This is a genomic window from Leptospira neocaledonica, from assembly GCF_002812205.1.
GTDB classification, from domain to species: Bacteria; Spirochaetota; Leptospiria; order Leptospirales; family Leptospiraceae; genus Leptospira_B; species Leptospira_B neocaledonica.
Window position 1 is genome coordinate 69,288 of the sequence record NZ_NPEA01000001.1, and the last position, 22,088, is coordinate 91,375.

At 40.0% G+C, this 22,088-nt stretch carries 21 protein-coding genes; 1 reads left to right on the forward strand and 20 read right to left on the reverse strand.

Going from position 1 to position 22,088, the window contains the following annotated elements:
* Positions 1 to 22: 22 nt before the first annotated feature.
* The 17 genes from rpe to rfaE1 all read right to left on the reverse strand — a co-directional run bounded on the left by rpe (position 23) and on the right by rfaE1 (position 17,919).
* Positions 23 to 667, reverse strand: a complete 645-nt coding sequence (gene rpe / locus CH365_RS00350) for a ribulose-phosphate 3-epimerase (protein WP_100766628.1) — start codon at positions 665 to 667, stop codon at positions 23 to 25.
* On the reverse strand, positions 664 to 1,668 hold the full coding sequence (locus CH365_RS00355; protein ID WP_100766629.1) for a PASTA domain-containing protein: 1,005 nt from the start codon (positions 1,666 to 1,668) through the stop codon (positions 664 to 666). Before CH365_RS00355 ends, rpe begins: the two co-directional genes overlap by 4 nt.
* Complete coding sequence (gene fmt / locus CH365_RS00360) at positions 1,665 to 2,609, reverse strand: methionyl-tRNA formyltransferase (protein ID WP_100766630.1); 945 nt, start codon at positions 2,607 to 2,609, stop codon at positions 1,665 to 1,667. The genes CH365_RS00355 and fmt overlap by 4 nt, the downstream gene beginning before the upstream one ends.
* Positions 2,609 to 4,552 (reverse strand): replication restart helicase PriA, encoded by a 1,944-nt coding sequence (priA, locus tag CH365_RS00365; protein WP_100766631.1) that lies wholly within the window; start codon positions 4,550 to 4,552, stop codon positions 2,609 to 2,611. The genes fmt and priA overlap by 1 nt, the downstream gene beginning before the upstream one ends.
* Positions 4,549 to 5,394: a hypothetical protein gene (locus CH365_RS00370; protein WP_100766632.1), complete on the reverse strand. Its 846-nt coding sequence runs from the start codon at positions 5,392 to 5,394 to the stop codon at positions 4,549 to 4,551. The genes priA and CH365_RS00370 overlap by 4 nt, the downstream gene beginning before the upstream one ends.
* Complete coding sequence (locus CH365_RS00375) at positions 5,387 to 6,730, reverse strand: sigma-54-dependent transcriptional regulator (protein WP_100766633.1); 1,344 nt, start codon at positions 6,728 to 6,730, stop codon at positions 5,387 to 5,389. Before CH365_RS00375 ends, CH365_RS00370 begins: the two co-directional genes overlap by 8 nt.
* Positions 6,730 to 8,526 (reverse strand): LIC_11548 family sensor histidine kinase, encoded by a 1,797-nt coding sequence (locus tag CH365_RS00380; protein ID WP_100766634.1) that lies wholly within the window; start codon positions 8,524 to 8,526, stop codon positions 6,730 to 6,732. Before CH365_RS00380 ends, CH365_RS00375 begins: the two co-directional genes overlap by 1 nt.
* Positions 8,523 to 8,789, reverse strand: a complete 267-nt coding sequence (locus CH365_RS00385) for an HPr family phosphocarrier protein (RefSeq protein ID WP_208861138.1) — start codon at positions 8,787 to 8,789, stop codon at positions 8,523 to 8,525. Before CH365_RS00385 ends, CH365_RS00380 begins: the two co-directional genes overlap by 4 nt.
* Positions 8,764 to 9,726 (reverse strand): HPr(Ser) kinase/phosphatase, encoded by a 963-nt coding sequence (gene hprK, locus CH365_RS00390; protein ID WP_086448715.1) that lies wholly within the window; start codon positions 9,724 to 9,726, stop codon positions 8,764 to 8,766. Before hprK ends, CH365_RS00385 begins: the two co-directional genes overlap by 26 nt.
* Before the next feature lie 3 nt (positions 9,727 to 9,729).
* Positions 9,730 to 11,166, reverse strand: coding sequence for an RNA polymerase factor sigma-54 (gene rpoN, locus CH365_RS00395; protein ID WP_100766635.1), 1,437 nt, complete (start codon positions 11,164 to 11,166; stop codon positions 9,730 to 9,732).
* Positions 11,163 to 11,888: an LPS export ABC transporter ATP-binding protein gene (gene lptB, locus CH365_RS00400; protein WP_100766636.1), complete on the reverse strand. Its 726-nt coding sequence runs from the start codon at positions 11,886 to 11,888 to the stop codon at positions 11,163 to 11,165. The genes rpoN and lptB overlap by 4 nt, the downstream gene beginning before the upstream one ends.
* A 9-nt stretch (positions 11,889 to 11,897) precedes the next feature.
* Positions 11,898 to 13,229, reverse strand: a complete 1,332-nt coding sequence (locus CH365_RS00405) for an LptA/OstA family protein (protein ID WP_100766637.1) — start codon at positions 13,227 to 13,229, stop codon at positions 11,898 to 11,900.
* Entirely contained in the window at positions 13,226 to 13,819 is a 594-nt protein-coding gene (gene lptC, locus CH365_RS00410; protein WP_208861146.1) for an LPS export ABC transporter periplasmic protein LptC, read from the reverse strand. The genes CH365_RS00405 and lptC overlap by 4 nt, the downstream gene beginning before the upstream one ends.
* A gap of 49 nt (positions 13,820 to 13,868) precedes the next feature.
* Complete coding sequence (gene kdsA / locus CH365_RS00415) at positions 13,869 to 14,720, reverse strand: 3-deoxy-8-phosphooctulonate synthase (RefSeq protein WP_100705854.1); 852 nt, start codon at positions 14,718 to 14,720, stop codon at positions 13,869 to 13,871.
* Positions 14,720 to 16,336, reverse strand: coding sequence for a CTP synthase (locus CH365_RS00420; RefSeq protein ID WP_100766639.1), 1,617 nt, complete (start codon positions 16,334 to 16,336; stop codon positions 14,720 to 14,722). The genes kdsA and CH365_RS00420 overlap by 1 nt, the downstream gene beginning before the upstream one ends.
* Positions 16,337 to 16,417: 81 nt before the next feature.
* A complete protein-coding gene (gene rfaE2 / locus CH365_RS00425; protein WP_100766640.1) occupies positions 16,418 to 16,912 on the reverse strand; it encodes a D-glycero-beta-D-manno-heptose 1-phosphate adenylyltransferase in 495 nt (164 codons plus the stop codon).
* Complete coding sequence (gene rfaE1, locus CH365_RS00430; RefSeq protein ID WP_165782554.1) at positions 16,909 to 17,919, reverse strand: D-glycero-beta-D-manno-heptose-7-phosphate kinase; 1,011 nt, start codon at positions 17,917 to 17,919, stop codon at positions 16,909 to 16,911. Before rfaE1 ends, rfaE2 begins: the two co-directional genes overlap by 4 nt.
* Before the next feature lie 62 nt (positions 17,920 to 17,981).
* Here rfaE1 and CH365_RS00435 point away from each other — a divergent pair, with 62 nt between their 5' ends.
* Positions 17,982 to 18,596, forward strand: a complete 615-nt coding sequence (locus CH365_RS00435; RefSeq protein WP_100766642.1) for an LON peptidase substrate-binding domain-containing protein — start codon at positions 17,982 to 17,984, stop codon at positions 18,594 to 18,596.
* Between the two features lie 139 nt (positions 18,597 to 18,735).
* On the opposite strand, the gene CH365_RS00440 is transcribed toward CH365_RS00435, so the two are convergent.
* The 3 genes from CH365_RS00440 to CH365_RS00450 are packed head-to-tail and all read right to left on the reverse strand — an operon-like array spanning position 18,736 to position 21,808.
* Positions 18,736 to 19,989: a C40 family peptidase gene (locus CH365_RS00440; protein WP_100766643.1), complete on the reverse strand. Its 1,254-nt coding sequence runs from the start codon at positions 19,987 to 19,989 to the stop codon at positions 18,736 to 18,738.
* Entirely contained in the window at positions 19,986 to 21,278 is a 1,293-nt protein-coding gene (locus CH365_RS00445; RefSeq protein WP_100766644.1) for a peptide MFS transporter, read from the reverse strand. The genes CH365_RS00440 and CH365_RS00445 overlap by 4 nt, the downstream gene beginning before the upstream one ends.
* Positions 21,251 to 21,808 carry a cob(I)yrinic acid a,c-diamide adenosyltransferase gene (locus CH365_RS00450; RefSeq protein ID WP_100766645.1) on the reverse strand — a complete coding sequence of 186 codons (558 nt, stop codon included), beginning with the start codon at positions 21,806 to 21,808 and terminating at the stop codon, positions 21,251 to 21,253. Before CH365_RS00450 ends, CH365_RS00445 begins: the two co-directional genes overlap by 28 nt.
* Positions 21,809 to 22,088: the final 280 nt, after the last annotated feature.

Consider the following 22,088-nt stretch of genomic DNA (forward strand, 5'->3'; position numbering starts at 1 on the left):
CTGTCAATATTTAATAGCAGTATTACTTTACTAGACTTTTTAAGCGGATCCCATTCTCGCTTGGGTCTCCGGATTTGAATAAACCCGCTCCCACAACACAAATATCCACTCCGGCTTGGGCGAGTTCTTTGATATTTGTATCATTGACTCCCCCATCTACTTCCAGTTCGATCGGGTGATTGGAGATGAGTGACTTGACTTTTCTGATCTTGTCCATTCCCCCATCCACGAATTTTTGCCCGTAGAATCCAGGCTCGACAGTCATTATGAGTACTAGATCAATATAAGGTAGAAGCGTTTCCAATGCAGAAACTGGAGTCCCAGGGTTCAGAGAAACCCCTACTTTCGGTCCATTCTTCTTTATTTCCTGAGCTAAACGAATCGGAAAACGAGTAGTTTCCGCATGGAAAGTAATGCAGTAAGGATTCAGCTCGTAATATTTGTGAACGTGATTTTCAGGCTTCTCCACCATGAGATGAACGTCCAGTGGGATTTGGGTCATTGCTTTGATCTCTTTATTGACCGCTTCTCCGAAGCTGATCTGAGGCACAAAATTTCCGTCCATCACGTCCATATGGACTAGGTCGATTCCTTCTTTTTTAAAATCAGGAACTGTATTTGCAAGTGCTGTAAGTTGGGTGGCTAAAATAGAAGCGGAGATTTTCAAAATTCGTTCTCGTAGTCTTTGGATTTTACTTTCGAACCTTTATCGTCCAAAAGAACCAGAGTCACATCTCCTGTTCTGTAAAAGACGGTTTGGATTTTTTCTCCCTCTTGGTAGATTGTGGGAGCGCTGATTTCCACTTGTTTGGTTTCGTCGTTTTGATCTTTTACGATCAAAGAATACGTTCCGTTTTCAGGAGCCTCATAAACGAAACTTTCATATCCGCTTTCTACCCTATCTTCCGGCTCGAAATAAAATACCTTAAACTTGTATTCGTTTCCTACTTTTTGGACAGATTCAATCTTTCCATTATCAGGACGAAATTTGGTTACAACCACTTCTGCCTTGGAGGAAATTTTTGCCCTTACTAGAGCTCTTTGAGCGAATGCAAAAGAATCACCAGGTTTAAATTCTAATCCTGCTTGGGGCTCTCCTTCTTTTTTCTTGGTAGAAGGTTTTGTAACTAGTAAGAATACTTTTTCACCAGCGGTGATATTTTTACCTGCTTCCGGGATTTGGTCCACTACTGTATCAGGTTGTTCTCCTTCTTTTACTTCCACATAGGTGATCCCACCCAATGTTAAAGAAACGTAAGTTTCTCCCGAAAGAACTTTTTCCATGGAGTTTTTGGCGGAGACCAAACTTTGCCCTTTTAGGTTGGGCATATCGATTCGGTCTAAACCGATATTGACAGTAAGAGAAACTTTGGAACCTGCTTCTACTTCTCTTCCGGGACGAATGGATTGGTAGATGATGATACCATCTGTTTTGTCCGGATAACGTTTGGACTCCAATCTGACTTTCAGCTGGAGACGCATTAATTCGTTATGGACTTCGTTGTACGGTTTACCTACTACATCAGGCATGACCACCATGGTGGCACTTTTCGTACGAACGAATACTACTAAGAAGGCGGCTATGAAAAAGACTACTAAGCCGAATGCGATGAAAAAAAAGTAACCCCCGATAGGGAGATATTTAGAGCGGAGTTCTTCCTTGGTCACTCGAAACGATCCTCGTCCGAAATACGGAAACCGTTCATGAAATCTGCAACAGTCATTCTGTTCTTATTTTCCGGTTGGACGGAAAGGATCTCTAAGAAACGGCCATCTCCACACTGGAAAATAAGGGCCTTTTTGTCCATTCGTTTCAATTTGCCTGACTCTATCGTCGTTTCGGAAAAATCCACAGGTCTTGTTTTCCATAAAATCAAACGTTTGCCTCTGAAACTGCAATATCCGCCCAGATCTGGACTTAATGCACGAATTCGATTATGCAATTCCTCGGCAGAAAGTTTTAGATCCAGGACTCGATCTTCTGCCTGGATTTTAGTACAATAAGTTGCATTGGAATGATCTTGTGGAGAGGCCTCGAAGGTAATTGCTCGGGGGCCTTTTAAAAGTGGAATTAGGCTTTGGATCCCAGCTTGGGTGATTTTTTCCATGAGGGTTCCTGTATCATCTTCCAGGTCTATTTCTACTTCTTGGATGGAGATAATATCTCCTTCGTCCATTTTTTCTCCCAGGTATTGGATACTGATCCCTGTTTTAGTATAACCCTTCCAAAGAGAAGTTTGGACTGGAGATGCCCCTCTTAGATCGGGAAGAATCGATCCATGTAGATTGATAGAACCGAATTTAGGATGAGAGAAAATTTCTTTAGGTAGAATAGATCCGTAAGCAAATACAACATAGAGCTCCGCATCGAACTTGGAAAAGGTTTGGAGAGCTTCTTCTTTTTCCTTTTTTATGGATTCGTATTGGAAGACTGGAAGATTTGCAGAAATTGCAATATCCTTTACCGGACTTGGGATAGGGGTTTTACTTCTACCCTTTGGGCGATCCGGATTTGTGACTACGAATTGTACTTGGATCTCTGGCTCTTGCAGTAGTGCCTGCAAGAGTTTGGCAGAAGGTTCCGGGGTCCCAAAAAATGCGATTTTCATTAAACAAGATCCAATGGATCAAAATCCAATTCCAGGTAAACGTTTTTAGAAATTTTAAGAGGTCGGATCTCTTTTTTTAGGATCTCTCTCCATTTATTCTGCACTGTCGTTTTGATCAGTATATGATTTCTGAAGTTTGCATCTATTTTATAAAAAGGACAAGGAGCAGGACCTAACACAACTGTATTTGGTTCAGGCAAATGTTTTTTTAGGACTTGATGCACTTCTTCAATGGTTTTAAGAGAAAGACTTTCGTCTTTGGACCTGGATAAGATACGAACCAATCTGGAGAATGGCGGATAAAAAAGTTCCTCTCTTGTTTTGATCTCCGATTCGTAAAATCGAATATAGTCTTGGTCTAATGCCATTCGAATGATCGGATGATCTACTGTATTTGTTTCAATCAAAACTTCTCCCGCTAGATCGGATCGCCCTGCTCTTCCAGCTACTTGAGTCAAAAGAGAAAATACTCTTTCTCCAGCTCTAAAATCCGGAAGACCTAAACCAATTCCCGCGTTTAAAACTCCAACTAGAGTGACTCGTGCAGCATCTAATCCTTTGGAGATCATTTGTGTTCCTGTGAGAATATCTATCTCACCATCTACCAATCTTCCGATCACGTCGGTAAGAACACTTTTGTCTTGGATAGAATCTTGATCTAGACGTTCTACCTTTGCACCTGGAAAAGTTTCTAATAGAAATTCTTCTAACTTTTGGGTACCAGTTCCCATCATTACTAATTTTTCTCCCAATTTAGTTTCTAATCTTTGGAGAGAATCTGAAAAACCACAGAGGTGACAGATAACGGTACCTTTTTTATGATAGCATAGATGAGACGTACAATTCGGACAAGGAATGTATGTTTTTTCCTTTTCGGAATAAATGAGAGGACTGTATCCCCTTCTGTTTAAAAGAAGAATGACCTGTTCTTTTTTATCCAATCTCTGTTTGATCGCAAATGTAAGTTCAGAACCGAGAAGCCTTGCGTCTTTTTTATTTTCTTCGATCCTGACTGTCGGAGGTTTTGCGGTCCCAGGTCTTTTTGTAAGAACTTGTAAACCTATCTTTCCGGTTTTAGCAAGATGATATACTTCTAAAGAAGGAGTTGCCGATCCCAAAACTAAAACTGCTTTATTTGTTCTGCATCTTTGTAAAGCCACCTGCCTTGCATGATATCTGGGTGTAGAATGTTCTTTAAAAGAACCGTCATGTTCTTCGTCTATAATGACTAACCCTAAATTTGAGACGGGTGCAAATACCGCAGATCTTGTACCTACTGCGATTCTTTTTTTGCCTTGAAGAAGGTCCGTATATGCTTTGAATCTTTCTGAAACTTTCAAGGCAGAATGTAATAAAGCGATCTCTCCCGGAAACACAGCTTCTAATTTACGAATAATATGATAAGTCAGACCTATCTCCGGAACTAAGAGTAAAACTCCTTTGTTCGAGTTCTGGAGAATGTCCCGAATTAAATGTAGATAAACTTCCGTTTTTCCACTTCCGGTAATTCCAAATAGAAGATGGATGGAATCCTTTCCGAAATCGGATTTTATATTTTGGTAAGCAGCTTCTTGTTCTTCGTTTAATTTAAAGGGTTCTGAGGCAGTGAGTCCTTCTGTAAGTTTTACTTTAGAATGTCTTCTCCCAGAAGGGATCATCTTGTGGATACATTCCCCAAGAGAAGCGAGATACTGCTCTTTTACCCAATATGCGAGCCCAATCTGTTCTTCATTGATAACTGGAGTTTTGTCTATGACCCGATCTACTTGTAAAACCTCGTAGTTAGGTTCATTATGATGTAAGGATAATACGATCCCTTCTTCTTTTCTTCCTCTGAGTTTGGCTTCTACCCTCATTCCGACTTGGGTACCTGGAGGGACCTCGTAGGTGAATGTGTCCTCTAAGATAGGAAGATCGAAGGTTAATTCTGCGTATTGGATCAAATTTTTTCTTTAATCTCCTGGTGAAAGATCCCAAGTTGAGAGAGGATACTTTCTTTGACTTCTATTTCCTTTTTTTTGGCTTCTTGGAATTCGGGAGAATCTGCCTTGCTGGATTTTCTTTTTTGTTCAGCCGCTAAAATCGCTTCCGGAGAACGAAGTACTACCATAGGGACCCCGAGTTGGAATTCCAAAGTTTTACCCATTTGTTTGAGAGCTTCTTCTTTTCCGAAAAATAAAGTGGCTGCAGCGCCTAAGAGTATAATTCCTTGGATCCCTTCTTCTTGGATGGTTTCCTGCACTTGGACTTTACAGTTCTCAGTCCTTCTTTTCCAATCTTCTTCACCGGACCTGTCTTGGGAAAATAAACATCCCGGAAATTCTTGAAAATAGAACTCCTTCATTGTGAATCCGAATACTTTTTGGATCATTCTATCGAATACATCTTCCGCTTCGCTGGTCCTGAAAATTTTTAAAGGAGAAGTTTTTACATAGGATTCCTTTCCGGAAATTGTTTCACCAGTATAATGAAGTACTAATATTTTCTTTCTACCTCGGATGATAAAATGTCGGATAGCGCTAAGGCGATCCGGACAAAGTTTGCAGGAAAAGTTTCGGTCTTCTTTTTTCGGTGGGATCCTCATTTGGATCCCAGGCACGGAGGATTCCTTTTCTTTTTTAGAGCCAAGAGAGGACCAATTCCAGGAATCTTTCCATTCCAACTCCAGATCTTGGGGATCCTTTTCTCCCTGTCTGCGTAAGATGGGAAATTCTCCTTTTTGGACTAAAAATTTAAAGTCCTGTAGAATGCCTTTTAATTCCTGAAATACTCCAGGCTTAGTCATGGATATCCTCCGCCTGAATTCCTAAGGATTTCATTTTTCTATATAAGTGTGACCTTTCTATTCCGAGTGCTTTTGAGGTCTTGGAAACATTTCCTTCGTTAGTCTGTAGCGTTTTTAGAATATACTGTTTTTCGAATTCTTCTTTCGCTTTTTTGAAGTCCCCTTTTTCCACCAGGTCGTTTGCTTTTACGAAACCGGTCATGGAATCCTTCACATCTTGGGCACGTATAATATCACTTACGGTCATAATACAAAGTCTTTCGATTACGTTCTTTAATTCTCTGATATTTCCCGGCCAAAAATGGTTTTCCAAAATAGAAACTGCTTCCTTCTCAATAATTTTGGGAGTAAGATTATTTTCAGCGATCGTTTGCCTTACATAATGATCTACTAAAAGTGGAATATCGGATTTACGATCTCTTAAAGGAGGGATTACGATCGGAATTACGTTCAACCGATAATATAAATCTTCTCTGAACTTTCCTTCCTTGATTGCTTCTTCCACCGGGATATTAGTGGCGGCGATAATTCTAACGTCCACAGATACTTGTTCTGTACTTCCCAACTTTTCGAATCTTTGTTCTTGTAAGATACGAAGCACCTTTGCTTGTGTGGATAAGGACATATCGCAGATCTCATCCAGAAATAAGGTACCTCCGTTGGCGGCTTCGAATTTTCCGATCCTTGTATCAGTAGCACCTGTGAATGCTCCTTTTACATAACCGAAAAGTTCCGATTCTATCAATTCTTCGGGAAGTGCGGCACAGTTAACCTCTACGAAAGGTTGGTCTTTTCGTTTAGAATTTTTGAATATAGTTTTAGCGACTAATTCCTTTCCAGTTCCATTTTCCCCATAGATAAACACCCTTGCGTTCGTTGCCGCTGCTTGCGCGATGGAAAATTTCACTTTTTGTATAGCCGGAGAATTTCCTAAAATTTCATCGGATTCTAGTTTAATTTCAGTAGCTTCCGATTTTTCCGAATATACTAATGCTTCTTCTACAGCTTCTAAAACTTTTGCGATAGATAATGGCTTTTCTAAAAAGTTTAATGCGCCCTTTTTGGTGGCTTGTACCGCGAGTTCTATGGTTCCATGCCCTGAGATCATAACGACTGGGACGGTGGGATATATTTTTTTGATTTCGTCTAGGATCGCGAGTCCGTCTTCCTTTCCGAGCCAAACGTCTAATAAAACTAAACTTGGTCTTTCTATCTTAAGATGTTTTAAGAAGTTTTTGCCGGAAGAGAATTGTTCCGCTTCGTAATTCTCGTCCCCCAAAATATCTTGGAGAGATTTACGGATTTCCGGTTCGTCATCTACTATGAATATTCTCATTAAGCTACCGGGAGTTCTATCCTAAATTTACATCCGCCTAATTCGGAAGAGTCCATAGAAATATGACCATTATGATCGATCACAGTTTTCTGGACGATTGCGAGCCCAATTCCTGAGACATGTTCTTCCTTGGTAGAATAGTACGGTTCAAAAACCTTGGATCTATATTCGGGAGAAACTCCGATCCCATTATCTTCCACAAGTAAAACCACAGAACGTCTCATAATCCTTTTTTCTAATACGGTAGAAATACGAACTTTTCCTTGAAAGAGACTAGAGTCACCTCTTTGCCTTCTCTTTTCGATGGCTTCCACTGCATTTTTGAAAAGATTGTTCATGATCCCTAAAAACAGTTTTTTGTCCAAAAAGATTTCAGGCAAATTTTTGGCGAAGTTCAGTTCTATGTGGATGCCTGGAGTATGTTCGAAAAGTTTTGCACTTTCTAATACTACAGGCTCCAAATGTTGGTTAATGAGTCTAGGTGCTGGCATTCTGGCAAATTCAGAGAATTCATTTACTAGATGTTCCAAAATTTTTACCTGACCGACTATCGTTTCACTTCCTTTGGTGACGATCTCTTGGAATTCTTCCGGAACTTCGGAGTTTAATTTTCTGCGTATTCTTTCTGCGGAGAGCTGGATAGGAGTTAACGGATTTTTGATCTCATGAGCCATTCTTTGCGCCACTTCTTTCCAAGCCGCAATCCGTTGAGAATGCATCAATTCCTCATTTTTGGACTTTAGGTCCTTCACCATTTGGTTAAAAGATTCTACTAATGCTCCTATCTCGCCACCTTCCGTAAGGGGAAGATTGATATCTGTATCTCCTAAGGAAACTTTTTGAGTCGCATTTGCAAGATCTATGATAGGCCTAGAGATTTTTCGGGCAAATACAAGAGAGAAGAAGATGGAGAGTAAAAATGCAAACACGGTCAGTAAAGTAATGGTAAGCCTGACTTCATAAGGAAGTTTTTCCTTTGCTAGATCCGCGGTGATATAGTTTTTCCTGGTATTGATAAAGGAATACGCCCTGGCTTCCTCTCCCTGAAAAACACGTTTTCCTAATATAAGAAATTTCGTAGGATTTAATGAATCTATTTTAAGTAGATAAAATCCCAAATTTTGGTTCAGAGCCAGTTTTTCGGAAATACCTTCTATACCAAAGCTTGTAAATTCCTGCGGAGAAATCGCTAACTTCAAGGATCTGTTTTCTAGTATGGCCGTATTATTATCATACCATCCCACATAATAATTTGGATTAGAAATCAGATCCAACTCATTTGCGCGATTCGTTAGTAGATTCGGGTTTGGATTTTGCCTTTGGACAAGATTTCTGAATAGTTTAGCTTTTTCTAATAGATTTCTTTTTTCTAGATCCAATTCTTTCCGGACAAAATGGTCCCCTGCTTCCAAAGCCTGGGCAATATCTAAACCGTAAAATCCTTCGAATACTCTTCCAATCACATTCGAGGTGAGTAAGAACACCGGAAAAGAAGGAAGCATTGCGATAAACAAAAATGAAAGAGAAAGTCTATAACGAATGGAACTTTTAAGCCTTCCGGTTTCTAAATTCCTACGATTCCTATAAAAATAGGAAAGGATCAGGAATAAAACGACTAATGGAACTGTATAATAAACGTAGATCAATATCCGATCTACTATATCTATATTTTCAGAATTTCTGAAATGGATGATTTCCGCTGAAAGAACGGCAATGAAGATCACTCCAGATAAAATGAGAAGGTCTCGAAGATAATATCGATTCTCTTCCTCTACCCGGAATGGAAACCATTTCATATCGCAAAATCGCCTTCCACCAATTTGGCTAATGCATCTGCGGCTTCCTCTTCCTGGACGCCTTCTGTTTTGATGGAAAATTCCTGACCGGGCGCTAAGGCAAGCATCATGAGTCCCATGATACTTTTACCGTTCACTTCCACCCCGTCTTTGGAGACTAGAACTTCGCAGGAGTATTTTGCCGCGCAATTCACAAAGACAGAGGCGGGACGAGCGTGCATCCCTGCGCCGTTTTCGTTAATTTTGAGGTGGATTTCTTTCAACTTTTCCTTGCTGCAAATATATATTTAATTTTTGACTGAATTCAGCCGCCGCATTCTTTCCAAGTTTTTTCAATCTTTGGTTCATTGCGGCGGTCTCTACGATAATCGGAATATTTCTTCCTGGTCGAACAGGAAGTTTGATTAAAGGAATATTTACACCTAAAACTTCTTCCGTTCTGTTTTCGAGCCCGGTCCGGTCGAATTCTTTTTCTTCCGTCCATTCTTCCAAATGGATGATAAGTTCGATTAGTTTATGGTCTCTTACGGACCCGATCCCGAATATATCTTTTATATTCAAAATTCCTAATCCTCTGATTTCCATATGATGACGCAGAAGGTCCGAACAGGTTCCTATCAGATAACTTTCCGAAAGTCTTCTGATCTCGACCATATCATCTGCTACTAGTCTGTGGCCTCTTTCTATGAGTTCGAGTGCAGTTTCACTTTTTCCTACTCCACTCTTACCTGAGAGAAGTATCCCAATCCCGAATACCTCGATTAGAACCCCATGTCTCATGGTTCTGGGTGCCAGACTTCTGTCCAAAATTTGAGAAATAAGCGTGATGAACTTATGAGTAGAAACATCCGAACCCAAAAGGGGAATATTCAGACGATCGCAGTATTCTACAAAGATGGGAGGAGGAACATTTCCGTGAGTGAATATAATACAGTTTAAATGAAAATGGAAAAAATCAGCGGCGAGCTTTTCCATATCCTCGCCCTCTTTGGAAGTGATATAGGCCCATTCCCCTTTTCCAAAAATTTGGATACGATCATGGGCAAAACTTTCGTAGAAGCCGGTGAGAGAAAGACCAGGTCTATTGATCTCAGAACTATGGATTCGGTTTTGGAGTCCATTCTCTCCTGCGATAAGTTTTAAACCTAATTCCGGATGGTCTTTTAGAATATTAGAAACATTGATTCCGGGAACGGACATGAGTTACCTTGCTTCCAGAGATTTTACTTTTTTTCTTTGGTTGGATGGTAAAATTTTTAGGATTTTACGGTACTTTGCCACAGTTCTTCTGGCGATCTCAATCCCTTTACTTTCTATTTTTTCCACTATGTCCTGATCGGAGAGTGGATTTTCGGGATCTTCTTCTTTTACTAAAATGCGTATAATATCATGGATGGTTTTGGAGGATTCCATTCCACCTTCCGAACTTTTGGATTTTAATCCGGAGGAGAAGAACCATTTTAATTCTAAAATTCCCCATGAAGTTTGTACATACTTATTGGAAGTGATACGAGAAACTGTGGATTCATGAAGATCCAATCTTTCTGCTATATCTTTTAAAGTGAGAGGTTTTAAAAACCTCACTCCCTTGCGGAAAAATTCAGTTTGTAGTTCTATGATTGCGGAAACAACTCTATATAATGTTTGTCTTCTTTGGTTTACGGAGCGGATCAGCCATTCGGCGGAATTTAGCTTGGTGGAAATATATTCCTTGTCTGAATCCTTGGCGCCGGCTCCTTTTTTGAGCATTCCCTTGTATTCTTTATTAATTTTTAATTTAGGAAGCCATTCATCATTCAGCAAGATGCTGAACTCACCTTCAATTTCTCGAATGATCACATCAGGGACTATATAATCCGGTTTTTGGGGAGTGTATAATGTTGCGGGGAATGGCTCCAGTTTTTTGATCTCAGCTGCCATTGCTTCAATCGCTTCCACAGGAAGCCCCATCTTTTTGGAAATTCCTTTATAATCCAGTTTTTCCAGGTCTTTTAGATAATTTAAGATGAGATCGTGTAAATTTTTATCTTCCGGTTTTAGTATTCTTGCTTGGACATATAATGTTTCTTGGATACTTCCGGCACCGATTCCAAGTGGATCCAATTGATGGATTTGTTCCAAAACTTTTTTGATTATTTTGGCGGAAACTCCGATTTCGGCGGCAAGTTCTGCCTGTGTTTGGGAAATAAATCCTCTATCGTCCAGCATGGAGATCAAAACTTCTGCGACCTCCATTTCTTTTCCTTTTAAGGAGGAGATCCTGAGTTGCCAAAGTAAATGTTCTGAAAGGGATTGTGCGTTAGGAGAAGATTCAATGTATTTTTGGTTTCTATCGGAAGCGTCCGTACCTCGATATTGGGGCTTGTCTAAACTAAAAGAATCCTGCCAACCCTGATCCGAATTTTTGAGAAAGTCGTTCTTCTCTTTTCTTCTTAGATCATCTACGGAATAGAGTTCCGGGCTTTTGCTTCTTTCTGAGCCGGGTTCCTCTTCCAGCATTGGATTTTCCACCAGTTCTGCACTGATTCTATCAGCGAGCTCCAGAGTAGACAAAGGCAGAAGCTCTATCGACTGGCGCAAGTCTTGCGTCATGACAAGCTTCTGTGTCTGCTTCTGTACTAACTGGTGGTTCAGATTCACAGTTTGAAGTCCTCTCCTAGATACATTCTTTTTGCTTCTTTATCGTTCACGAGTTCTTTAGGAGTTCCCGCGATTAAGATCCTACCGCTATGCATGATATATGCTCTATCCGTGATCTTTAATGTTTCTCGAACGTTATGGTCGGTGATTAAGATGCCTAGTCCCTTTTGTTTTAAACTATTTATAACGGTTTGAATATCTTTTACAGCTATAGGGTCAACCCCTGCGAACGGCTCGTCAAGAAGGATAAAATCCGGATTTGTGACTAAGGCCCTAGCGATTTCGCATCTTCTTCTTTCCCCGCCTGAAAGTGTAAAACCTTTTTGGTTAGCCACTCTCATAATCTGCAATTCTAACAGTAGTTCGTCTCTTCTGCGAATGATTTCTGATCTAGGAATGTTCAGAGTTTCTAGGATTGCTTCTAGGTTTTCTGCAACGGTTAATTTTCGGAAGATAGAAGCTTCTTGTGCAAGATAACCTACTCCTAGTTTTGCTCTAGTGTGCATAGGAGCTTCCGTAACATCTTGGTCATCTATAAACACATGACCTGAATCAGGTTTTACGAAACCGACAGACATATAGAAGGAAGTAGTTTTTCCGGCACCGTTCGGACCTAGTAGACCTACTACTTCTCCTTTGCGAACATCGAAACTGACTCCGTCTACAACCTTGCGTTTATTGTAAATTTTGATTAAGTTTTGGCATCGGATCCTTTGTCCCATTATGTAAGCCTAATTTCCTAAATGGACTCCTTCTGTCAGAATTGATCTTCCTTCTCTTGGATAAAAGACGATTTTTCCCGCTCTTAGAATCTTACCACTTCGATTAATCCTAGGATTTCCTTCTAAAAGTACAGATTCGTCGTTTTCAAAATAGGTAGCATATTCACCTTGTGCCTCTGTGGACTTGGATTTGATCCAGATATTTCCTCGGATCACTGTTTCTTTTTGATCCAAGAAACGTTCGAATTCTTGAGCAGTGATTGTGCTTGTTACCTGATTCGAATTTTTGTCTAAAAATTCCATCTTACCTTCATCAGTCAGGTGAAGATAGTTTTCGTTCCTAAAATAATCGAATACGTTACCCGAAAGAAGGAGATTGTTTTCTCGATCATGTACTTTAATATTCTTTCTGGCCTTAATGATACGAGAATCTTTTCCTACTGATTCAATATTATCAGAAGTTATCTTCATATCTTTTCGCAGGACTGTCGCATTTCCACTGATTAGAACTGTGCGATCATTTTCTTCGTTAGGACGACTTTCTATTCGATCCCCTTTTAGGATGGTAAGAACCGTTTGTTTTTTCTCATTTCCTTCCGGATCTTTTTTGGTCTCTTCGGAAGATTGGAATAATACTGTATTTTCTTCTAAAAGTATTCTGCTTTCGTTTGTGTAGAAGGATAATTTTTTCCCGCTCAAATATCTGTTCTTAGAAATTAAGATCGGATTTGGATCCGTAGTGATCAGATGTTCCGATTCTTTAAAAATCGCTTCTGCGCAAAAGATCGTAACTTCCGGATGATTTACGATTACTCCACCATGTAATTTTGTGACCTTAGTATTTAATTCTCGATCGATCTGTTTTGCGGAAATAACAGTGGTTTTTCCGGTTTTGTCCCGAAAGCTCAATCTGGGTCTTTCTTTGATATAAACCATTTCGGAATATTTATCATATTCTCCTACTCCAGCTCTCATCACAGTTCCGTTTTCTTGATCTTCTATATGTACTCCGTTTTTTAAAAAAGCTTTATATGCCTCTTTTCCGAAGACCTCTATTCTATTTGCACCCAATTTTACTTTTTTATGTTGGATCCAAGCTCCGCCTTCTAAACTAAAGATTGTGACTTTAAGACCCTGGACTTCTTTGTCTTCTTGGGTAAGTGCATTTGCACCCCAAAATGTAGGAAAACTTTCCTTACGTTTTGGATCTACTTCCCCAATTCCTTGGAAACTTTTTGGATCCAATGTCTCCGCAGAAAATAAAAGTGGGGGTCTTGAATGAGATTTCGCCGGAGAAGTAAGCAAGAATACTAGATAGAATAAGACTAGGATACGTTTCATTTTTCTTTAGGGGAAGAAGAAAGTGGATTGGAACCGCCTTGGGTAATCGCACTCGGTCTTAAGATTGTAAACTTGTTCAAGTCCTTATCGGCTCTAAGACCCACACCTCTGATATGTGTTCCGTTTGCATCTATCACAACTTCTTCATTGGAACTGAGTTCTTTGGTCTCATCGTTATAATCCAATGATTTTGCTCTAAGAGTCCTATGTTCTTCCGTTTTTAGAAGAATATTCCCGGTGAGTTTCATCAATTTAGAGATCTGATTGATCTCACCTTTTTCACCAGTGAGTTTGGACTTGAACTTTCCATTCTCATATTGATCAAAATTGATCCCATACAGAACGTATCTTTTTTCGTCAGCATAAAGATAGGCTTCTTCTGCTTTCAATTTCCATAATATAGTTCCATTTCCGTCATACTGGTCTTTTGCAAAATTTTTGAAGGAAACAGTGGAACCTTTTTCTTTTTCTTCTTCTACACGAGTGTATTTAGCGTCCGATTTTCCGCCGGAATAGAATGATACTAAGAATAAAAGCCCTAGTCCTACTCCTAGGCCCGGACCGTATTTCTTAAGGGTGTCCGAGTCTATATTTTCGAGTAGGAAAAGGAGTATGCGGGAATACAAGGGCTCGTATCGATTAGCGGTTTAGGATTTCCTGTTTTACGTAACGGTCTAAACCGACCAATTCCTTTAATAAGGATTTAATTTCGGAAAGAGGATATTGTGTAGTAGCATCCGAAAGTGCTTTTGCAGGATCAGGATGTACTTCCATAAAAATACCTTCTATCCCGAGTGCCACTGCACTTCTTGTCATACTCGGAATATATTCTCTTTGTCCTCCGGTGATATTTCCAGCTGCTCCAGGCAACTGTGCGGAGTGAGTCGCATCGAATACTACCGGAATATCGTAACTATGTAATATTGGAACCGTTCGTCCGTCGAATACCAAATTTCCGTAACCGAATGTAGTTCCTCTTTCGGTTACCATATACTTTTCGGAACCGGATTCTTGGATTTTTGTTTTGATATGTCTACAGTCGGAAGGAGCTAAGAACTGCCCTTTTTTAACATTCACCCATTTTCCGGTTTTAGCGGATTCTGCGATAAGATCTGTTTGTCTGCTTAAGAATGCAGGAATCTGATACATATCGATCACATCTTTGAGTGGACCTACTTGAGTGGTCTCGTGAATATCTGTTAGGACAGGAACATTAAATTTTTTCTTAATATGTTCTAAGTGTTTAATCCCTTCTGTAAGTCCTGGACCTCTATAAGAAGAAACGGAAGAACGATTTGCTTTGTCGAAACTACTTTTAAAAACGTAAGGAATCCCAAGTTCTGTGGTTATCTCCAACATTTCCGCACAAACTTTTTCGAGTAAGTCCCTGTTTTCCATTACACAAGGACCTGCGATTAGGAAGAATGGATTCTTTCCTCCAATCTTTTTACCGCTTAAAAAATCCCTTTCTTGGGCAGTTTTATCGCTCATTATGCCTTCCTTGCAAATTTGACCGCAGCACGGATGAATCCGGCAAATAATGGATGCGGTTTTGTAGGTTTTCCGGTGAATTCAGGATGGAACTGAACTCCTATAAACCAAGGATGATCCGGAATTTCTACAATTTCAATCAGGTTTTCATCCGGAGAAATACCGGAAAGGATCATTCCTTTCTCTTCGAATCTCTGTTTGTATTTATTGGTAAATTCGAATCTATGTCTATGTCTCTCATAGATCAGCTCTTGTTTGTATTCATTGAATGCCAAAGTGTTTTTCTTGATCTTACATGGATAAGATCCTAAACGCATTGTCCCACCCATCTGATCAATATCCATCTGCTCTTCGATAAGAGAGATCACTGGATCCGGAGAATCAGGTCTGAACTCTGTAGAGTTTGCATCTTTTAGACCAAGCACATTCCTTGCATATTCAATCACAGCACATTGCATTCCGAGGCAGATCCCAAAGAATGGGATCCCTTTGGTTCTTGCATGTTGGATTGCGGCGATCTTACCTTCTATCCCTCTATCTCCGAATCCACCCGGAACTAAAACGCCATGTACGGATTTTAAAACATCCTTCACATTTGTTTTATCCAGTTTTTCAGGATCTACTTTGATAAATTCTACATTTGCTTCGTTTGCAATTCCGCCATGAGATAAACTTTCATAAACGGAACGATATGCATCATGAAGGGAAATATACTTTCCAACAACTGCGATCTGAACAGTATGTTTTGCGGATTGAAGACTTTTTATAATCTTCTCCCATTCCGTAAAATTGGATTTTCCAAGTTCTAAACCTAATGTTTTGAGAACTACTTGATCCAGCTTCTCTTCTTTGTACATTTTAGGGATTTCGTAAATGGAAGTGCTAATATCGGAAGCGGAGATCACATTCTCTTCTTTTACGTTACAGAAGGAGGAAATTTTTCCTTTCATTTCCTTAGGCATAGGTTGGTTCACACGACAGATCAAAATATCAGGTTGGATTCCTAATGCCAAAAGTTCTTTTACTGAGTGTTGTGTAGGTTTAGTCTTTGCTTCCCCTGCTACTGTGATGGTAGGAACTAACGTAACATGAATGAATAAAACTTGAGTAGGACCGTGTTCGTATCTCATCTGACGGATTGCTTCTAAGAATGGGATGGACTCGATGTCCCCCACTGTTCCGCCTATCTCTACGATCACGAAGTCGGTCGCATTTTCTCTTGCAAGAGTATAGATCCTGTTTCGGATCTCGTTGGTGATATGAGGAACAACCTGGACCGTTCTTCCTAGATAATCCCCTTTTCTTTCTCTTTGGATTACAGTATTATAAATTTGTCCAGTGGACACGGAATTCTTACGAGTGAACTTGGATTTAGTAAATCTTTCGTAATACCCGAGATCTAAATCAGTTTCTGCACCGTCTTCGGTCACATACACTTCACCGTGCTGGTACGGACTCATAGTTCCAGGATCGATATTGATATAAGGATCCATTTTTTGCAGGGAAACGGAATAACCCCTGCTTTCCAGAAGGCATCCAAGGGCTGCAGCGGATACACCCTTTCCAAGGGAGGAACAAACACCTCCGGTCACGAAAATAAATTTAGTTTTGGACAAACCGATCTCCTACCTGCTGAACAGAGTTTTCTTCAGTCTCGGAAAATCCAACTCGGAATTTCGTAGAATTGAGAAGTTAATCTAGGGTTTTTGCCGAATACGCCGGATCAGGTCTGTGCTGGAAAATCCAGGAACAAAGGGTAGAATTTTGACTTCTCCACCCAATTGACGAACAAGAGGAGTCTCTGGAAGTGCTTCCAGATCATAATCTCCCCCTTTTACGTGAATATGAGGTGCTACCTGGGAGATAAGTTCTAAAGGAGTGTCCTCGGAGAATACGCTGATATAATCCACGAAGGAAAGACAGGAAAGAAGAAGTGCCCGATCTTCCTCCGGATTTACTGGACGTTCCGGACCTTTTAGTCTTTTAACAGAAGAATCAGAATTGATCCCAACCCAAAGAATATCACCCAAATCCCTTGCTTGGGAAAGATAAGTAAGATGGCCTTTATGAACTAGATCAAATACTCCGTTTGTAAAAACGATCTTTTGGTTTGCGCGGACCTTCTCCGAAACGTTTCTAACTTCTTGAAAAGGAATAATTTTCTCGATACAAGAAGAGAAGGAAGACCTCATTGAAAACTTCCTCTTTTCTCCAGAGCTTCTAAAAGTTCTTCTAAAGAAACAGTTTCTGCTCCCAGTTTTCCGACTACAACTCCTGCAGCCGCATTCGATACGATTGCAGCTTCTAATTCTCCTAAACCAGCAGCCAAGAAAGAAGTATACACTGAAATCACAGTGTCCCCAGCTCCTGTTACATCGAATACTTCCTTGGCAACTGTGGGAATATGGTAGGTCTTGGATTCGGAAGAAATATAAAGGCTCATTCCTTTTTCTCCCCGAGTGATCATCATTGAAGGAGAATGTAAATTTTCTGCAATCTTCTTAGCTGCTTCTTCTACTTCTGCGTTTGTTTCTAATTTTTTACCTAGAGCTTTTCCTGCCTCGTGATGGTTGGGGGTCATCACAGTTGCCTTTTCATATTGGAAAAAATGGGACACTTGCGGATCCACTGTTACGATCTTTTTATGTTGTTCGGCAATATCGATTGTTTTGCGAATGAGACTAGCAGTTAAAGTTCCCTTATCATAATCGGAAAGAACGACTGCATCCGCTTCTTGGATGATCTTAGAAAAACCATCTAAGAGTTGTTTTTCTTCCGCATCACTTAAAGGAAATGTTTCTTCTCTATCAATACGGCAAACTTGTTGGTGACCTGCGATCACTCTTGTTTTTAGAATGGTGGGAACTTTTTCAGAACGGATAATTGTGTTTTTGGAAGAGATTGTATTTTCTGTAGAAAGAAGATCATCCAGAGTTTTAGCAGCCGAGTCGTTACCCGCTCTACCCAAGACGAAAGATTGAACTCCTAAACGGGAAAGATTTTTTACTACGTTTCCCGCTCCACCTAAAGTGGTCTTTTCGTTTCTGACCCAGACTACCGGAACAGGAGCTTCCGGAGAAATTCGATTTACTTCTCCGATCAGATACTCGTCCAGGATGAGGTCTCCGATGACTATAATTTTAGTCGTTTTTAATTTAGAAGCCGCTTCCAAATATCGCTTTTTATCTAAGTAGTACAATTTTAAACCGGTTTTACAATTTGATTTGCGTTTTCACTTCAACAGGTTAGGATAAATCCTAGGTGTCAAGAACTACAATTCCGATCTTTCCTCTTCCCGAAGTCATCTTATTTCCAGGCACATTTCTTCCTCTTCATATTTTCGAGCCTAGATATAGGATGATGTTGGATTATTGTTCCGAGTCCGGCGAAGAAATGGCGATCGCACCTATTAAAATGGAGCCGGGTAATTTAAAAAGTCCTCAACCTGAGATCGAAACTATTTTTGGTTGGGGCACGATTGTTCGAAGAGATCCACTTCCTGATGGAAGGTCCAATATTCTACTCGAAGGCAAAGGTATCGCAAAACTGGAATCTTACGATACAATGGAACCTTTCCGGATTGGAATTGTAGAAAAATTAGAAGCTGATTCCAAATATATCGAAGATAAAATATTTGTAGAGATCTTCGATCGGATCTTATATCTCACCAAACGAATTCTACTTTCAGAAGGTGCTAAGGAAGAACTGATCCTCCGAATGAACGATCTTTGGTCTCATCCTTTCCCAGTAGATTTTATTTCTTCTATTCTAAATTTCAATTTTAAGAAGAAGCAGGAAATCCTTTCTAGCACGGATCAAATCCTAAAGGCTCAGCTTCTTGTGGGGATTGTAGAGGAGATGAATCTAGGAGAATGAGAGATAAAGGAGACTCAAGAGCGGTTTCACACAGAGGCACAAAGACACGGAGACATTTAGATTTAGTCCCCCAAAATTTCTCTCTGTGACTCTGTGTCTTTGTGTGCAAAAACACTGTGCCTCTTTCCAACTTTGCGGCTTAATTTATAACTTTCTTAAACACTCTGCGTGACAGAACAAATCTATCCAACCACCATTTCATCCGGATCTTATCTATCACAACTCCGCGAGTAGAAGAAGCATGCGCAAATTCCTCTCCATTTAAAACCATTCCCACATGAGTCACTTTGGATTGGTTGGGAGAAGCGGAGAAAAAGATCAAATCCCCAGATCTCATTTCATTATGAGAAACCCCAGTTCCCATTTTGGTTTGAGCACTAGATGCCCGAGATACCATTTTTTCAGGAACACCTATACGACCATCCGTCAAAACTCTGAAAGTAAAACCTGAACAGTCCGTTCCGGTTTTTGCAGCATTTGCCCATTTATAAGGAGTTCCTACCCACTCCTTGGCTACTTTTTGCAGGATAGAAGAAGATAAAGTTTCCCAACTTTCTTTGCCTGGTTTGTCCGGCTCTGTGGGTTCTCCGGGTTCGGGTAAATTTGGAACTAAAGGTGGATCAGGCAAAGGTTCGATCCTAGGTCTGTCTCCTATTACGATTCCGCCTACTTCTTCCAAAGAAGTTTCTACAGCACGGGCAGATGCATATTTTTGAGCGGATGTTACCTTCTCCCCTTCATGCAATTTTTTTAAATTAGAAAGAAGAATAGTGGAAGCTCCATCCAATTTTGAATCGAGCACTGCTTTGAAGGAGTTTTCCGTTTTTGCAAAAGGAATACTTCTTCCTTTAGAAGGGAATTGATTCAGAATTTTAGAGGCTAAACGATTTTCCGGAAAATCTACTAACTTTCCCGCGATCAATGCCCTTCCACCTGCAAGCACCGAAAAACCGTCCCATTTTTTTTCCATGGCAGCTTCTACAAAACGGTTTCGTACTTCTTCTCTGATTCCTGCTTTTTTGGTTTCTTTAAAGTATAAACCTATATAGCTAAAATCTTCCTTGGAGATTTCCCGTTTAGAAACAACCGGGATTGCATCTTCTGCTTCTTCGAATGTGAGTCCTTCCTTGACTGCAAAGTCCAAATTTACTATAAGTTCTGCGGTTTTTTCAGGACTCACACCTTCTAAGATTGCCCAAGGGATCACATTTTTAGTGATTTTTAGGACTTCTTTGCTACCCGCTCTTTGTCCTAATTTTTGAAAAACGGAGTTTTTGATTAGAAGTGTTTGAGATTTGTCCCAATCGCTTTTAAGTAAATCCTCGAAAGGATCTGCAAATATCGAAACAGAGAATAAAAGAAAAATATTAACTACTATGACCCGAATTCTCATTTTACACCATGCATCCAAGATTCTAATTTTTTACGGAAAGAAAATAAACCGATCGCAGTGATTGTAGGAAGAAAGAAGAAGATCAGAAAAAACGCAGACAAGGATTCTCTTCCACCCATGTATCTGGTCAATTCTCCTGCAAGCACATGAGCGAAGAAGTTTGCCAAAAACCAAAATCCCATCATCATAGAAGCAACTTTTACTGGAGCTAGTTTTGTAACCAAGGATAGACCTACAGGCGACAGGAATAATTCTCCGACGGTTAAAAGCAGAATGGAAAGAATGATCCATATAGAGGAAAACTTTTCGGTAGATCCAAAGGTTACTAAGGAAAGCAGAAGATACCCTAATCCTAAAATGATCAGTCCTAAACAGAACTTAGTCACTGTGGAAATATGCCTGCCTGATTCTTCGAATTTTTTCCAAATCCAAGAAACGACTAAAGCCAAACTCACTACAAAAAGTGGATTGAGAGATTGATAATTTGCCGCAGGAATTTCCCAGCCTAAAATATTTCTGTCCACATATCTGTCTATAATCAGGCTTAAGGAAGATCCGATCTGTTCATAAGAAGCCCAGAATGTGATCGTAATTGCAGAAAATACTAAGATCGCAAATATTCGTTCTCTATCTTGTTTCGGATCCTCTCCTTTTAGATCCGAGAGCGATTCATTTCCATTCGCTAAGAATGCATCTGGATTTACTCTTCTTCCTAAAAATCCGAAGATAATAAGTCCGATAAGCATTCCGACTGCGGCGATTCCGAATCCATAATGCCAACCTTTATATTCTGCAAGATTTGCGCAGGCCCAGGTACCTAAGATCGCTCCCAAATTGATTCCAAAATAAAATATTGTAAAACCGGAATCTTTTAGTTCGGGCTTACCTTCTAATTCATAAATTCTTCCAACAACAGTGGAAATGCAGGGTTTAAAAAATCCGTTTCCTGCGATTAAAAGTCCAAGTCCTAGATAAAATGTCCAAAGACCATTGAATGCCAAGGAAAGATGTCCGAACATCATGAGCACTCCGCCCAAAAAGATAGATCGTTTATATCCTAGGAATCGGTCTGCAAGTAAACCTCCGAGTATCGGAGTCAGATATACAAAACCATTATAAAATCCGTATATTCTCCCCGCCTGAGCGTCTTGCATCAGAAGTTCTTTTGTGAGGAATAGAACAAGAAGAGCCCTCATTCCATAAAAAGAAAATCTCTCCCACATTTCTACGAAGAAGAGAACATATAAACCTCGAGGATGAGTTATTTGCCTTTGGCTCTGGATTTCCATTCTGGTTCCGGGATTTTGGATTCTAAATTTGCGTATCTTGCGGCTACAAATAGATGATCAGAAAGTCTATTCAAGAATCTAAGGTTTTCTGCAAAGATCTCGTGACCTTCTTCTTTATAATGTACTAGGTCTCTTTCTAGTCTTCTGGCTAATGTTCTGGAGACATGTAAAAAAGAAGAAGATGATGATCCGCCGGGTAGAATAAAATTTTTCAAAGGAAGAAGTGAATCTTGCCAGAGATCTATTTCCTTTTCTAATTCTGAAATATCTTCTTCTAGGATACAGGAAGAATCATCCTTCTTCTTATATCCTGCGAGCTCGGATCCCAATTCAAAAAGTAAATTTTGGATCCTCTCCAATGATTCTTTTAATTTCGAGTCTTTTGTTAGGAAAGAAATTGCAACTCCTATGCTTGAGTTCAATTCGTCTGCGGTCCCGTATAATTCTACTCTCTTGTCTGATTTGGAAACTCTCGTCCCGGAAGCCAAGGATGTGGTTCCGGAGTCTCCCTTTTTGGTATAAATTTTCATGATTCAGCCTGAATTTAGGGGACAGAATTCGAAAAACTTCGGAAAATTCCCGCAAGAAAAGCAGTTTTAACGGAAAAAAAGTTGCGAAATGGCTAAAGTGGGTGGTAGAATGGAGGCAGATTTTCCCTCTTTTGGATTATCGTCGATTGTGACTTTAGTCTTGAGGAAAAATCGTAAAAAAAATCTCCCCACAAAAATAAGGGAGTGAAATTCGCAGTGGAAATCCGGGTTGCCCGGGAGGTTCTCTCCTCCTAAAAGCCCGGCCTAATAGTTCGGACGG